This window comes from Deinococcus humi (genome assembly GCF_014201875.1).
GTDB lineage: Bacteria > Deinococcota > Deinococci > Deinococcales > Deinococcaceae > Deinococcus > Deinococcus humi.
On sequence record NZ_JACHFL010000005.1, the window covers coordinates 80,296 to 95,491 of the forward strand.

Here is a 15,196-nt window from a genome sequence, read left to right on the forward strand (position 1 = left end):
TTACCCGCCCTGCTCCTCCTCTCCCACTGCCACAGGCCGCGCGTCGTCGCTGACCCAGTCGCTCCATGATCCAGCGTATAGACGGTTATCCGGTCCCAGCGGCACGCCTGCCAGCTCCCGGGCCAGCAGGTTGGGGGTGGCGCTCACGCCACTGCCACAATACGTGATGGTGGAAGATTCGTCCGTCTCCAGCCGCGCGGCCTGCCGTTCACCGTCGTGCCAGCGCCCTGCACTGTCCAGCGCGCCGCTCCAGTCGCGATTGACCGCTCCCGGAATATGTCCGGCTTTCCGGTCAAGGGGTTCAGTCTCGCCTCGGTAACGGGCCGGAGCGCGCGAATCGATCAGCAGCGTGTTGGGAGCGCGGTTGGCCACCTCGTCTGCATCGGCCACCATGCCGGGTTGTACGTCCGGAGCAAAGGAGACGGGTGCGTATTCGGCATCCGCCGTGTCCACCCTACCGCCCGCCGACAGATAAGCGGGCCAGCCGCCGTCCAGCACGTAGACCTGCGCGTGCCCCAGCCAGCGCAGCAGCCACCATGCGCGGGCGGCGTAAAAACCTTGGCCGGTTGCCGGATCGTCGTAGGCCACCACCACTCTGTCATTGCCGATCCCCACACTTCCCAGCCACTCTGCCAGCGCCGCTGGATCGGGCAACGGGTGACGTCCGCCCGCGCCGTCCTCGCGCACGGGTCCGCTCAGGTCCGTTTCCAGATCGGCGTAGATAGCTCCGGGAATGTGGCCCTCTAGATAGGCGATGCGACCCACCAGCGGATCGCTCAGGGCGTAGCGACAATCCAGCAAGCGCAGATTGGAATCCTGCACATGCTCCACCAGCCATTCGGCAGATTTCAGAGGCGAGTCGGGTTGGGTCATGAGCGCAGGCTACACTGTCGGCCCAGCAGTGCCTCGAAAGGGTATAAAACAAAAAACCCGCCCTTCGCGGACGGTTATAATCAAAAGATAGCGTGCAATACAGGCGGTGTCAAATCCATTCATTGGGCCTCAAAACCCCTTGTCACATGGCGGTTAATTGGCCCATCTAGCGGTGTGGCTGCATAGAAGGCTCGTGTTGCCTCAACTCAGGGTCCGATTTATGCCTCAAGTGTTGCCTTCCCCGGCAGGCAGACCCTGGGTGATGTGGGGTGTCAGGACAACAGCGGCGCAACGTCACTCATGCCAGCAGCTTTACCGATACGCACGCGCGAACCGACGACTGTCAGCACAATGACTTCGGCGACCACAAAGTCACCTTGACCAACGCCGTCCTAATGAGCAAGCCAAGCGTCCTAGCAGTCGATCCGGTAGATAGTTTGCCGCCCCTGCCAAGGGGCAGACTGAACATCTGGCCCATGCGTATCTGATGGCAATGAAAGGAGATCTGTAGGAGGAGATCAAGTCTAAACGCAAGAAAAAGACTGCCGGGTGGGGGAAATAGTGGAAATGAACTATACGCTTTTCGCCCTTGCCTGATAGACTATGGCTGTCGGTGAAAGCCGATACAACACTTTTGGGGGTGACCCGGTTTCGACAGGGGAACTGAAGGTGATGTTGCGTGTCGAGGATACCGTTGGCCTCGTAAAAAAACGGTAAAGCCATTAACTGGCAACCAGAACGAATTCGCTTACGCTGCTTAAGCTAAGCCAGTGACCGTGAAGCCCCGCCTTTGGCGTCGCGCGAGCTGAAACAAAAGAAGGCTAGCCCAGGCAAGACCTCATAGCTGACGGCGAAAATAAGTGAGGATAAGGAAGGGGGAAACCCGCCCGCTGGTGGCCCCTGACCCGACAATTAAACAGCGGGATACACACGTAGACGCACGCTGGACGAACTTTTGGACGGCGGTTCGACTCCGCCCACCTCCACCAGACCGAGAAGACCCTGCCACCCCCGGCGGGGTTTTTCTCTATATTGAATGTGCCTGCAAAGGCCTGGGCCGGGATGGCGGAAGGGTAGACGCATTCGACTTAAAATCGAACGGGAAACCGTGCGGGTTCAAGTCCCGCTCTCGGCACCAGATAGAAAAAGCCCCGCGTGATGCGGGGCTTTTTCTATTCCTATCGCTGAAAGTCACCCCTGATCAATATCGAGAGTCTTGGTGCCGTTTTAATGACATGATCCAGAGAACGGCGAACGAGTTGGCAGCCGTGATCGACGCAGTTCATGCGATTGAGCGGCTCACGGCGCGCCACGGGGAGGTGCGGATCAGTCTGCTGGTCCTGAACGCTTGCCTGGAGGTCTCGTCAACGCCACCGTTCTGGCAAGCCGTAAACGTGCCACAGGGTGTCCACCCGGTCCACCACCGCCGGGTCCATCGTGATCTTGGGGGGCCAGGGGCGCACAAAGCCTTCCTGAGGCAGCTTGCGCGCGCCGTCCCAGGCGAGCAGGCCGCCGTGCTGAACCACATCCCGCTCCGGATCAATGTTGTTGAGGATCGTCCACCACACGTCCTGGATGTTGTTGACATCGGTGAATTCGTCGCAGATCAGCAGATGACGCACTCCTGCGGCGGCGGGATGGGCGGCGAAGGCACCCGCCAGTTCCTCGGCCTGACCGGGGCGGGTTTTCTTCAGGGCCACCAGCCAGTAGCCATCCGTGGTCTGGCGCTGCGCCACCACGCCCTCGAAGTCCGGCAATTCGGCGGCGACGTGCGGCCTGAACACCGTTTCGTGCGCCAGATCGCCTGCCTGAAGATCACGACTGGATTCGGCCCCGCCGATCTCCTCGGGGCGCTTGGTGGTGGCGTCGATGATCAGTTTGCCCCCGTAGCCCCAGCCTCGGCTGCTGTGATCCAGCACGTCGATGGGGCCGCGCGTGGTCAGGGTATCGCGGCCCGGCACGGCTCTGGCGGCCACCTCGCGCCAGACCGCCTCGAAATCATTGACCTGGATCTCCTCGTCCAGCACGACGATCACCTTGGCGAACATCATCTGCCCCAGGCCGAACAGGCCGTTGGCCACCTTGTACGCCTGGCCCGGATAACTCTTCTTGATGCTCACGAACACCAGATTGTGGGCCACCCCAGCGGGCGGCATGTGGTAATCCACGATCTCGGGAATGATCAGTTGGGCAGCGGGCAGGAACAGCCGCTCGGAGGCCTCGATCAGGTAGGCGTCCTCCATCGGCGGGCGCCCCACGATGGTGGCGGGGTACACGGGCTGCTGCCGCATGGTCACGGCGGTGACGTGGAACAGCGGATACAGGTCAGGCAGCGTGTAGAAACCGGTGTGATCGCCAAACGGCCCCTCCATCACCCAGTCCTCAGAGGGATCGACGTAGCCTTCCAGAATGAATTCGGCGTTGGCGGGCACGTCCAGATCGACCGTGATCCCCCTGGTCACCGGGTAGCGTTGCCCGCGCAGGTAACCGGCCAGCGCGAACTCGTCCAGGCCGGGAATAGGGGGCAAAGGCGCGGTCGCCGCGTAGATCAGTGCCGGATCGCCGCCGATGGCAACGGCCACCTCCAACTTCTGCCCCAGCTGCCTGGCCTTCTCCAGATGCTTCGTGCCGGTCTTGTGACGCTGCCAGTGCATGCCCGTCGTGTTCCTGCCCATGACCTGCATGCGGTACATGCCCATGTTGCGCTCCCCAGTTTCGGGATCGCGGGTGATCACCAGGGGCAGAGTGACGAACGGTCCACCATCCAGCGGCCAGCACTTCAGGATCGGAATGCGCGACAGGTCCACCTCGTCGCCGCGCCACACCACTTCCTGCACCGGACCAGTCTTGACCCGCCTGGGAGGCAGGTTCATGGCGTCCTTGAGCTTGGTCACGTTACTCAGCAGGCCCAGCTTGCTCCCGCCGCCGCTCAGATCGATCAAGGCCCGCACCCTGGCCGCCAGCTCGTCCAGGTCACCCACGCCCAGGGCCAGGGCGGTGCGCTCGCGGGTGCCCATCAGGCCGATCACCACGGGGTGGTCGCTGCCACGAACGTTCTCGAACAGCACTGCCGGGCCGCCGGACTTCACCAGACGGTCGGCGATCTCGGTGATTTCCAGCTCGTGACTGACGGGCACCGAGACGCGCAGCAGTTCGCCACGTTCTTCCAGCAGGCGCATGAAGCTCTGGATGTCGGGAAAGGCCATGTGGGGCAGCATAGGGCGGCGGGGGCGGGTCAACCGTACCGGAAGGCGGGATGGGGCCAGGGCCGAAGATAACGATTTGATCAAGATCAGCCGTGCATAGACACGCCTAATCAGTTGACCTTTCTTGTAAACTAGGATGTTGCTCGGAAAGGGCCTTGTCCCTTCGCAATGTGCTGTCCTCTCAACCCCCCAAGGAGTTCTATGAAGCACCTCTTCCTAATGACCGCCCTCGTTCTCGCTTCCAGCAGTCTTGCCGCCACGACACCCAGCACCCTGACCAAGGGCGTGCTGAAAATTGGGATGGAGGGCACCTACGCGCCTTTCACCTATAAGGACGACAAGGGCAACCTGACTGGCTTCGACGTCGATATCGCGAAGGCAGTGGCGGCCAAGCTGGGTCTGAAGCCCGAGTTCGTCTTGACCGAATGGAGCGGCATTCTGGCGGGACTGCAGGCCAATAAATACGACGTGATCGTCAACCAGGTGGGGATCACGCCGGAGCGGGAAAAGGCCATCGGCTTCAGCGCGCCCTACGCGTACTCCTCGCCGCAGATCATCGTGAAGAAGACGGGCAACTTCGCGCCCAAAACGCTGGCGGACCTGAAAGGCAAGCGCGTGGGCGTGGGCCTGGGCAGCAACTTCGAAAAACAGCTCCGTGACGCCAGCGGTATCAACGTGGTGACCTACCCCGGCGCCCCCGAATACCTGGCGGATCTGGCTGCTGGCCGTCTGGACGCGGCCTACAATGACCGCCTGCTGGTGGGTTACCTGATCAAGAAAGAAGGGCTGCCAGTGCGCGGCGCGGGCGTGATCGGCCAGCCGGAAGCGGTGGGCATTGCCGTGAAAAAGACCAACACCGGGCTGAAGGCGGCCATTGACAAGGCGCTGCTGCAACTCAAGGCCGACGGCACCTACGCCAAGATCAGTCGCCAGTGGTTCGGGCAGGACGTCAGCAAGCCCTGAAGCCCCTCTGCACTGCAGCGCCGCCCCCTCCATTTTGCGGGCGGCGCTGTTCATGTTGATGGACTCTAGACTGGGGAGATGAGGCAGCATGTCCAGTTTGTGGTGATCGGGGCGGGGGCGGCAGGTAGCGCGGCGGCCTATGCGCTGGCCAGACGTAGGCAGGACGTGCTGCTGCTGGAACAGTTCCATGTCGGCCACGAGCGCGGCTCAAGCTTCGGGCCGTCGCGGATCTTCCGGCTGGCCTACGAGGAACCGGATTATGCCGGACTGGCGCAGGCAGCGCTGGCGTCATGGCGGGCGTTGGAACGCGAGTCGGGCCAGCAACTGTACTGGCAGACTGGGGGACTGGATCTCGGCCCTGCCGGAACGCCCAGTCTGGAAGCGGTTTACGCTTCCTTGAGCACGTTGGAGGTGTCTCCACAACGCATAAGCCGCCGTGAACTGGCCCGGCGCTACCCGCAGTGGCAGGTGCCCTCCGACTGGGAAGCGGTGTACTCGCCCGAGGCGGGCATCGTCAGTCCGCAACGGACCCTGAGGACGCTGACGGACCTCGCGCGCCACCACGGGGCACAGGTCAAGGAAGGCGTGCTGGCGCTGGAGATCGAACCGGGCCAGCGCCCCACCGTCGTGACGAGCGCGGGCGTGGTGACCTGTGATCACCTGATCGTGGCGGCGGGGGCGTGGTTGCCGAGCCTGGTGCCGGAGTTACAGGCTGTGCTGAGCGTAACGCTGGCGGCCTCCAGCTTCTACCGCCCGGACAACCTGAGCGCCTTTGGGCCGGAACGTTTTCCGGTGTTCATCACCCACGACGAATTTCAGGCGTACGGCTTTCCAGCATTCGACGTCCCCGGCGTGAAGCTGGGCGTGGACGTGGTGCGCCCCGTCACCACTGGCGAGACCCGCACCTTTGAGGTCCCCGCGCGGGTCATCGAGGCGTCCGACACGTTCATGCGGCGCTTTTTGCCAGGCGCCAGCGCCGTCATGGAACGCCAGACCTGCCTGATCACCCGCGTGCCGGGGGGCGATTTTATTCTCGCGCCGCATCCGGACTGCCCACAGGTCACGCTGGCCTCGCCGTGTTCGGGCCACGGTTTCAAGTTCACGCCGCTGCTGGGCGAGTTGCTGGCAGCTCAGGCGCTGGGCGAGCGACATCCCTGGCACCTGCCGCGCTTCGCGCTGCCCTCCGGGGCTGGATGGCAGACCGCGAGGGAACAGCCCCTGACAGGAGGCTTATAGTAAGACCCATTCCTTTCCTGTCCTGCCAGTGAAGCTGTCCTCCGCCCCTCTCAGCGGTCCTAACAGTAGGCCGTCATCAAGGAGAAACCATGCGCGCACTCCGTTCCACGGTCGTTCTGGGCACCGCTCTGATCTTCGGGATCGCCACGTCCTCGCTGGCCCAGACCGCGCCCACGCTCACCAAAGGCGTGCTGAAGATCGCCGTGGAAGGCACCTACGCGCCGTTTACCTTCAAGGACGACAAGGGTAATCTGACTGGCTTTGACGTGGATGTGGCGCGGGCGCTGGCGGCCAAGCTGGGCCTCAAGCCCGAATTTGTGCTGACCGAGTGGAGCGGCATCCTGGCAGGATTGCAGGCCAATAAATACGACGTGATCATCAACCAGGTGGGCATCACCGCCGAGCGGCAGAAGAGCATCGCCTTCAGCGATCCCTACGTCTTCAGCCGCCCGCAGATCGCCGTCCACAGCACCAGGGGACAGGAGTACAAGACGCTGGCGGACCTCAAGGGCAAGCGGGTGGGCGTCGGGCTGGGCACCGTGTTCGAGAAGGACCTGCGCGACGCGGGCGGCATCACCGTGGTGACGTACCCTGGCACCCCGGAGTACCTGGCAGACCTGGCCAGTGGCCGCCTGGACGCCATTTACAACGACCGCCTGCTGATCGGCTACCTGGCCAAATCGCAGGGCCTGCCCATCAAGGGTGTCGGCGACGCCGGTTCGGTGGACAGCATGGGCATAGCGATGAAGAAGACCAACACGGGACTCAAGGCGGCGGTAGACGCCGCGCTCAAGAGCATGAAAGCCGACGGCACGCTGGCAAAGATCGGTCAGCAGTGGTTCGGGCAGGACGTCAGCAAACCCTGAAGTTCCGACCTGCAGAAAACCTCGCCCCTCCCCGTCAGACTGGGAGGGGCTTGCGCTGGGGGAATAAGGGTCAACGGGAAGCCGCCTCCTTACGGTCTGACCGTCCCACTTTCCAGCCCTGAACCGGACCACAGAAGGAGCCGCTCCATTGAACACCGAACAACTACAACTGATTCTTCAAAGTGCCTGGGCCGCCGTGCCCACACTGCTCGTCGGAGCGCAGCTCACCATCGGCTTCGCGCTGGCGGCGATGGTGCTGGGCCTGCCGCTGGGCCTGATCGTGACGCTGCTGCGGCTGTACGCGCCGGGACCGGTGCGCGGACTGGCGTCGCTGTACGTGTCGTTCATCCGCGGCACGCCGCTGCTGGTGCAGATCTTCGTGATCTACTACGGGCTGCCCAGCCTGGGGATCACCCTCAGTCCGGTGGTGGGCGGAGTCCTGGCCCTGACCCTGAACGCCGCTGCCTACCTGTCGGAGACCATGCGCGCCGCCATCCTGAGCATTCCCAGGGGCCAGCGCGAGGCCGCCTACAGCCTGGGCCTGAGCCGCGCGCAAACCATGCGGCTGGTGATCCTGCCGCAGGCGGCGCGGGTGGCGCTGCCCAGTCTCGGCAACAGCCTGATCGGGCTGGTCAAGGACACCTCGCTGGTGTCGGTGATCACGGTGGTGGAACTGCTGCGCAGCGCGCAACTGGTGATCGCCCGCACCTTCGAGCCGTTCGGTCCGTACCTGGCTGCCGCGCTGATCTACTGGGCCATCTCCAGCGCGCTGGAAGTGGTGCAGCGGCGGCTGGAACGGCGCTTCTCGCGGGGAAGCTAACGGGTCAGGGTCAGGCTGCCCGCGCCCGCCTGACTCTCCCCTGCTTCAGTGCTTTCTCGCTCTCCAGCAGCCGTTTCAAGGCTGCCTCGCTGCGGCTCAGGCCTTCGAGTTCCGCGGGGAGGCGTCCGGCACGGGGTTCGTAGTCGTCCAGCACCTTGCCCTCCAGATAACGGTCAAAGATCACCGGGCAGATGTAGCTGCCGCGCGTGACGGCAGGCGTGTTGCCCAGATCCTCGGCCACATGCTTGACGCACTCCACCAGCACCTTGCGGGCCGCGCGCTCGGTCTCCGCCACGCCAGCCTCGGCCAGATACTCGGCCGCCAGCAGCGTGCCGCCCCAGGTGCGGAAGTCCTTGGCCGTGAAAGGGCCGATCACCTCTTTCAGGTAATTGTTCAGCTCCGGGGCGTGGACGCGGCGTCGGCTCTCCTCTGCTACCGTCTGGAACAGCCACGGGCCGGGCAGTTCCAGGAGTTTCCCGATGTTGTTCGCCAGCGTGGCGTTGCGCGTGGCCTTGTGCTGCTCGATGCCGTGCTTGCCCCGGAAGTGGAAGGTGACCAGGCTGCCCTCCACCGTGACGTGCTGCTGGCGCAAGGTGCTGAGGCCATAGGTCTTGTGCCGCCGGGCGTAGGCGTCGCTGCCCACCCGGAAATGCGCGACATGCAGCAGCCGGGTCATCAGGGCCATCACCTTGCGCGGCGGGAGGCCCTGGAGGCGCAGGTCGCCGGTGGTCACCTCGCGAAGCGTCGGCAGCGCGGTGGCAAAACGCGTCAGCCGCTGCCACTTCTTCAGGGCCCCGGCCTGCACGAAATCGGGATGGTAGCGGTATTGCAGCCGTCCGGCGGCGTCCCGGCCAAAGGCCTGCAACTCGGCGTCGGCGTCGGGCGAGACAAACACGTCGGTGTAGGCGGGCGGCACGGCCAGGCTGGCGATGCGCGAGATCCCGTCCTCATCCTGGTAGGGCGTTCCATCTGGCCAGAAGTACTTAAATTTTTTCGGATCGTTGCCCTCGCGGCGCAGGTACTCCTCCTGCAGGAGGTCGGTACGGCCCGGCATCACTCCTCCGCCTGCATGGGGAGTTGCCAGTCGATCGGCGTTTCCCCGGCCTCCTCCAGTGCGGCGTTCACCCGGCTGAAGGGCCTGGTGCCCATGAATTTGGTAACGCTCAGCGGGCTGGGGTGAGCGGATTCCACGATGACGTGCTGGGGGTTGGTAATCAGTTTGGCCTTCTTGCGGGCGTACGCGCCCCACAGCACAAAGACCACCCGCTCCTCCCTGGCGTTCACCGCCTGGATCACCGCGTCGGTAAACCCCTCCCAGCCCTTGTTGGCGTGGCTGTTGGCCTGCCCGGCGCGGACGGTTAGCACGGCGTTCAGCAGCAGCACCCCCTGCTCGGCCCAGGCCCGCAGGTAACCGTGGCGCGGCGGCGTAAAGCCGGGAATGTCGGTTTGCAGCTCCTTGTAGATGTTCTGGAGGCTGGGGGGCACGCGCACGCCGGGCCGCACGCTGAAACTCAGGCCGTGCGCCTGACCGGGGCCGTGGTAGGGGTCCTGGCCCAGGATGAAGACCTTGACCCGATCCAGCGGCGTGAAACGCAGCGCATTGAACACGTCGGCGGCGGGCGGGTAAATAGTGTGCGTTGCGCGTTCCTCCACCAGAAAGTCCTTGAGTTCGTGAAAGTACGGCGCGGCGAACTCAGCGGCCAGCGCGCCCTTCCACGACTGCGGCAGTCCGGCAGGAATGATGGGCTTGGCGGCGTCTGGTGTGTTTCCGAAAAGGTCAGGCTGATCGCTCATGGGGAGTCTCCTGGGGGTGGGAATTTTGGCAGAGGTCTTTTTTTGCGGCGTGGGGGGCAGGCCCTGTGCGATCCGTTCGGCGCGGATGACCGCTTTCTTGCGGCTGCCATGCTTGAGGTAGATACGCCGGGCCTCGGCCTCGAATTCGGGAGAGGCCCGGGCGGCGGCAATCCGGGCGCGGGCCAGCCTCCCCGCCCTGTTCTCGTCCACCACCGGGGGGGGATAGTTCAGGCGAGCCGCCCCGCTCCACTCCCACGGTGCGTGCAGAAAGTCACCCGGCGCGTCCGCCAGTTCCGGCACCCAGCGGCGGATGAATATGCCCTCCGGGTCCTGCTCCCTGGCCTGCCGGGTGGGGCTGTAGATGCGGACACGGTTGATACCCACGGTTGAACTCTGCATCTGCATCTGGGACCAGTGGATCCCGGGCTCGTTGTCCAGCCATTGCCGCGCCAGGAACAGCCCGGGCTGCCGCCAGTGCAGCCACAGGTGCTGGCTGGCGAAAGACACCAGCATGGCCCGCATGCGGAAATTGAGCCAGCCCGTCTGGCGCAGCATCCGCATGCAGGCGTCGATCAGCGGGTAGCCGGTCTGCCCGTGGGTCCAGCGATCGAAGAACTCTGGATTCCAGTCGTCCTCACGAAGACCGTCCAGGGCGCGGTTGAGGTTGCGATACTCCATCCCCGGCTCGGATTCCAGCCGCTGCATAAAGTGGCAATGCCAGTGCAGACGGCTCTCGTAACTGCGCAGGGAGCGCAGCCAGCGCGGGTCAGCCCAGCTGTCGCCGCGCACGGCAGCCAGCCGTTGCCGGGTGGCCCCCACCACGGTCCGCAGGGACACCGTGCCAAAGGCCAGCGGCGCACTCAGGCGCGAACAGCTTTCCTCCGCGCTCAGGGGACTGCTCATCTCCTGCATGTAGTTCACGCCGCGCACGGTCAGGAAGGAATGGAGGATGGAGCGGCCCACCGACTCGCCGCCGGGAGGAATCCTTTTGTCGTTCGGTTCCACCCCCAGTTCGGCGTGCGACAGGATGCGGCAGGGCGGAATGGCGATGCCACGTAGTCCCTCCAGGGCGGGCAGGGGCGGCGTGCCCAGCCGCTCCTCCCAGGCATCGGCCCAACCGTCGCGGTTCTTCAAGCCGCGCACCACGCCGTTCTGCGGCAGCTCGGTCAGCGGCAGACCGCGCGCCCGCGCCCAGCGCCGCACGCGACGGTCCCGCGCGAAGGACACACCGTTGCCGGTTTCCTGGTGCGCCCAGAGGCCAGCCAGGAGCACCTCACGGCTCAGGCTCTCCAGAACGTCGACCACCTCGCCGTGCCGCAGGACCAAGGGCGTTCCCAGGCCGCGCAGATTGGCGTCCAGTTCCCGCAGACAATCATTCAGGTAGGTCAGGTGCGAGCCGGCAAATTCCTCGTGCCCAAGCTGCTCCGGCTCATAGACAAACACCGGCAGGACTGGGCCGCGCGCCGCCGCCTCACGCAACGGCGCATGGTCAGCCACGCGCAGGTCCTTCTTGAACCATACGAGCTGAACAGGACCGGAATGTGCGGAGAGAGGCACGCCGCAGTCTTGTGCACGGTTGCAACAGGGACGGTAAGAAGACACCGGTTGGGGCTTAGCCAAATCTGAAGGCGGACCACCCCTCCTGGGGCAGCCCACCCTGACAGAGCAACCTACCTGACCCTGACCCGGAAACCCAGCTTCACGGTCTCATCTTTTTTCAAATCGGTGACCGTCCAGCGCACGTTCGTGTAGGTTTCCGGCGGCGCGGGCTGCTGCCGCGTAATGCCCGTACCGTTTTCGGTGACGGTCACGCCCCGCGTCGGTTTCGGGCTGTACGTGCGGCCTCCGTCCACGCTGTAGGCCACCGTCCAGCGCGCGCTGTCCGGGGTCACCCCACCGCTGAGGACGGTTTCGCGGGGAATGGGAACCCCCACCGTGACCTGGGCAATCGCCTTGCCCCGGACATTCCGCACGGTAATCTCCTCACGCAGGATGTCGCCGGACTGCACGGCGCGGGGACTCTGGATGAACTGCTCCACGCGCTTGCCGCCCTGCAGGCTGACCTTGACCAGATCCTGCGCCATGACGAAGCTCACACCGTTCCTGATGACTGGCGCTGGTCCAGGGGCCGACTGGGCCAGCGTCAGCCCAGCCAGCCCCAGTCCGGTCAGCAGGACACGCGGGGCCACGCCCATGCCTGGCTCAGACCCCCAGCCGTCCGGTCAGCGCCTTCTCGACGGGGCTGCCCGTCGTGCCGTCGAAGGCGTCGATTTCCTCGATAAAGCGGTCAAACAGATAACGGCTGTCGTGTGGCCCCGGCGAGGCCTCGGGGTGGTACTGCACGGAGAAGACCGGGTAGCGGCTGTGGGCCATCCCCTCCAGCGTGCCGTCGTTGAGGTTGATGTGGGTGGCGACGAAGGCCCCGTTAGGGACACTGTCCAGATCCACAGCGTACCCGTGGTTCTGGGCGGTGATCTCCACATTGCCGGTCAGCAGGTTCTTGACCGGCTGGTTGCCCCCCCGGTGGCCGAATTTCATCTTGAAGGTCTGGCCGCCTGCCGCCAGGCCCAGGATCTGGTGGCCCAGACAGATGCCGAAGGTGGGCAGCAGACCCATCAGTTCCCAGGCCGTTTTGTGCGCGTACTCCAGCGGGGCCGGATCGCCGGGGCCGTTGCTCAGGAAGAGGCCGTGCGGTTGCAGCGCCATCACCTGCGCCGGGGTGGTGTGCGCCGGCACGACGATAGGTTCGATGCCCACCTCCGAGAGCCGCTCAATGATGGTGTGCTTGATCCCGAAATCCATCAACACCACGCGCTTGCCGTGCCGCAATGTAGGAAAGGCGTAGGGCAGGGCGGTGGTCACGTCCTTGGTCATGTCGTGGCCATCGATGTCCTGATGATCCAGGGCGCGCTGAACGTAGACCTGCTCCTCCGCCGGGGAGAACTCGCCGTAGGGGTCTGAGGGATGGGTGTACGAGCGGTGGGCGATCACGCCCTTGACCACGCCGCCGGTCCGCAGGCGGCGCACCAGCGCGCGGGTGTCGATGCCCTGGATGCTCACGACGCCGTACTGCTGCATGAACGCCTCCAGCGACTGCTGGGCGCGGTAGTTGCTGTACTCGCCGGAGAACTCGCGGGAGATGAAGCCGCGCACGTACGGCTTGTTGCTCTCCATGTCGTAGATCGCCACACCGTAGTTGCCGACGTGTGGGTACGTGATGGTCACGATCTGCCCGTTGTAGCTGGGATCGGTCATGATTTCCTGGTAGCCGGTCATGGAGGTGTTGAAGACCACCTCGCCTACGGTCTCACCCCGGTGGCCGAAAGCGTAGCCCCGGTAGACCGTGCCGTCTTCCAGCGCCAGAATCGCGCGTTCTTTTCTGATCATGGTTCTCCCTTCCATTCGCGCCTCACAGGACGCACTTCATGGCGTGTGCAGTGCATGGTGCGGAGCGTAGGACACGCCCAGCGTCCCCCGGCCCGGTTGCCTATTATCCACGCTCGGCGCAGGGCGACGCCCGCCCCGGCTCACGTTCTGCCGGGGCGGGCGCTGGGCGGAGCAGTTTACCAGCGGTACAACACGCTGGATTTGCTGGTGATCACGTTGCCCTGCACGGTACGCTGCACCGTCTGGCCGTCGTAGCGATTGATCAGGTCCGCCATCAGATCGCTGACCCCGCCGATCATGCCCGACATCATCTCGCCGTCGCTCAGTCCCTCATCCTCGAACATCATGTCCGCATCCATGTCGTCCGTGCTGTTCGTCCCGGTGGAGACCGCCCGGCCCTTGCCCGAGCGGCTGGGAGCCGCCGGAACGTCCGCAACGGCGGGAGCTTCCGGCATCTGTGCCGCATCGTCATCCGCTCTGTCCATCTCGTCCAGCATTTCGCCGCTCCCCAGACCACTCAGCATGAGTTTCGAGATTTCCTCGCCGCTGACGTCCTGTGGATTGGGGGCGTAGGTCCAGCCGGCGGAAGAACGCGGGTTGATGCCAGCCGCAATAAAGCCCGCGTCCTGGGCCAGCGCCCCGGCACTTTCGTCCAGGGCAGCCTCCAGGGCGGTCTGGCTGAAGGCGGTGATCAGGTAGTCGCCCCGGAAGGCGTAGACCATGTTCAGCTGTCCCAGCAGGTCATCCACCATCTTCAGGCTGCTGCTGGCCGCCGCACCCATCCCGTCAGGCATGGACCGGCCCACGCTGCCCAGCGCGTCGTCCTTGATGATGCCCTTCAGGCTGTCAGACACGCCCGCGATGGCCGCGTTCACGCTGCTGGCGTATGCGGGCATCTGCGCCTTTGCGGCGTCCATATCCGCAACACGCTGGTAGGTCACGCTGTACTTCAGACCCGACAGCGGGTCGCTGGCCGTCAGCCCGGACTTGAGGCCCCCCGCCAGCGTGACCTGCGCGCACTCGTGGCCCAGCCACGCCGCCGAGCGTTCCAGGTGGCTGGCGAGCTGGCTGTCGGTCAGGAATCCCAGCGGATCGAGCAGATCCACGCGGGTCAGCCAGCGCCCCAGGTACGCGCCGGACTCGCGGTGACAGGCCGAGGCCACCACGTTCTCGGCGTCGGCGGGAATGATGTCCTGTACAGCGAAATCGGTACTGTCGGTCAAGATGCGGTACAGCGGCTGGTCCTTGCCCTGCGCGTTGGCGGCGTGCGCCGAGGTGGCCGTCAGCCCTCCGGCCCTGGTGGTGAAGCCCGCCACGTACTGTCCGAGCGTGTCCAGCGCATCCACGACCGGCGACAGCAGGCGCGGCAGCATGGTGGCCTTGCCCAGCGCGCCGCGAATGACCTTGGCGGTGGCCGAGAAGTTGAGAAAGAGCGACAGTTCCTGCTGGCCCAGCGCCCGCTGGGGCACGGTGTAGGCCGCCGAATTCATCAGCCGGGGGGCCGCCTTGCCGCTCAGGCGGCCCAGGTAGCCCATCAGCAGATCCTTGTTGGTGGAGACGTAGACCAGCCCATTGGACATCCCGGCAAAGGTCTCGCCCTGCCGCGAAAAGGTGTAGTTGCCCACCCGCGCACCCCTCGTGGGTTCCATCAGGCTGGAGAAGAACTCGCCGGACAGCCTGTCCACGCGCGAGACTGCGAGCAGTTCTGGCGAGAAGACACTGCCGGCGTTGCCCACGGAGAAGACGCCCGCCACAGCTTCCTGACCCAGCGAGCCTTTCACGATCTGCTGAAAGCCAGCGATCATCTGGCCGCCTTCCTCGCCCCCGGTCATGCTGTTGGCCGCCGAGGCCAGCAACCCGGCAAAACGGTCAATGGCCCCGCCCGCATTCTTCGTCTCCAGCGTGAGGAGCGCCCCGGCGGGCAACTGCTCGGAAAGGGAGGCGGCCCGCGCCGTGGTGGCTGTACCGAGTAGAAGGGCCGTCAGGATCAGAGCGTTTCTCATGGCAACATCATAAGGAACTCAAGAGCGCAACGAATCACAAATTAGGTG

The 15,196-nt window shown here is 64.8% G+C and carries 11 protein-coding genes, 1 tRNA gene and 1 other RNA gene; 6 read left to right on the forward strand and 7 right to left on the reverse strand.

The features are described 5' to 3' along the window. Complete coding sequence (locus tag HNQ08_RS11300) at window positions 1-873, reverse strand: sulfurtransferase (protein ID WP_184131731.1); 873 nt, start codon at window positions 871-873, stop codon at window positions 1-3. A gap of 636 nt (window positions 874-1,509) precedes the next feature. On the opposite strand from HNQ08_RS11300, the gene ssrA reads away from it, so the two are divergent. Continuing rightward, window positions 1,510-1,862: a transfer-messenger RNA gene (ssrA, locus tag HNQ08_RS11305) on the forward strand. Window positions 1,863-1,929: 67 nt separating this feature from the next. Continuing rightward, window positions 1,930-2,011: transfer RNA gene (locus tag HNQ08_RS11310), tRNA-Leu, on the forward strand. 226 nt (window positions 2,012-2,237) lie between these two features. Here HNQ08_RS11310 and HNQ08_RS11315 read toward each other — a convergent pair. After that, window positions 2,238-4,079, reverse strand: coding sequence for a menaquinone biosynthesis decarboxylase (locus HNQ08_RS11315; protein WP_184131734.1), 1,842 nt, complete (start codon window positions 4,077-4,079; stop codon window positions 2,238-2,240). 201 nt (window positions 4,080-4,280) lie between these two features. On the opposite strand from HNQ08_RS11315, the gene HNQ08_RS11320 reads away from it, so the two are divergent. The 4 genes from HNQ08_RS11320 to HNQ08_RS11335 all read left to right on the forward strand — a co-directional run bounded on the left by HNQ08_RS11320 (window position 4,281) and on the right by HNQ08_RS11335 (window position 7,964). Then, window positions 4,281-5,042: a transporter substrate-binding domain-containing protein gene (locus HNQ08_RS11320; RefSeq protein ID WP_184131737.1), complete on the forward strand. Its 762-nt coding sequence runs from the start codon at window positions 4,281-4,283 to the stop codon at window positions 5,040-5,042. 78 nt (window positions 5,043-5,120) lie between these two features. Next, entirely contained in the window at window positions 5,121-6,278 is a 1,158-nt protein-coding gene (gene solA / locus HNQ08_RS11325; RefSeq protein WP_184131740.1) for an N-methyl-L-tryptophan oxidase, read from the forward strand. Between the two features lie 89 nt (window positions 6,279-6,367). Beyond that, window positions 6,368-7,144 carry a transporter substrate-binding domain-containing protein gene (locus tag HNQ08_RS11330; protein WP_184131744.1) on the forward strand — a complete coding sequence of 259 codons (777 nt, stop codon included), beginning with the start codon at window positions 6,368-6,370 and terminating at the stop codon, window positions 7,142-7,144. Between the two features lie 148 nt (window positions 7,145-7,292). Next, window positions 7,293-7,964, forward strand: coding sequence for an amino acid ABC transporter permease (locus tag HNQ08_RS11335; RefSeq protein ID WP_184131746.1), 672 nt, complete (start codon window positions 7,293-7,295; stop codon window positions 7,962-7,964). 10 nt (window positions 7,965-7,974) lie between these two features. Here HNQ08_RS11335 and HNQ08_RS11340 read toward each other — a convergent pair whose 3' ends face one another. From HNQ08_RS11340 to HNQ08_RS11360, 5 genes are all read right to left on the reverse strand, one after another. After that, entirely contained in the window at window positions 7,975-9,018 is a 1,044-nt protein-coding gene (locus tag HNQ08_RS11340) for a DNA topoisomerase IB (RefSeq protein ID WP_184131749.1), read from the reverse strand. Continuing rightward, window positions 9,018-11,315: a uracil-DNA glycosylase gene (gene ung / locus HNQ08_RS11345; protein ID WP_184131752.1), complete on the reverse strand. Its 2,298-nt coding sequence runs from the start codon at window positions 11,313-11,315 to the stop codon at window positions 9,018-9,020. The genes HNQ08_RS11340 and ung overlap by 1 nt, the downstream gene beginning before the upstream one ends. Before the next feature lie 113 nt (window positions 11,316-11,428). Further along, entirely contained in the window at window positions 11,429-11,953 is a 525-nt protein-coding gene (locus HNQ08_RS11350) for a hypothetical protein (RefSeq protein ID WP_184131755.1), read from the reverse strand. Window positions 11,954-11,960: 7 nt separating this feature from the next. Continuing rightward, complete coding sequence (carA, locus tag HNQ08_RS11355; RefSeq protein ID WP_184131758.1) at window positions 11,961-13,145, reverse strand: glutamine-hydrolyzing carbamoyl-phosphate synthase small subunit; 1,185 nt, start codon at window positions 13,143-13,145, stop codon at window positions 11,961-11,963. Between the two features lie 176 nt (window positions 13,146-13,321). After that, window positions 13,322-15,148: a hypothetical protein gene (locus tag HNQ08_RS11360; RefSeq protein WP_184131761.1), complete on the reverse strand. Its 1,827-nt coding sequence runs from the start codon at window positions 15,146-15,148 to the stop codon at window positions 13,322-13,324. Window positions 15,149-15,196 lie beyond the last annotated feature (48 nt).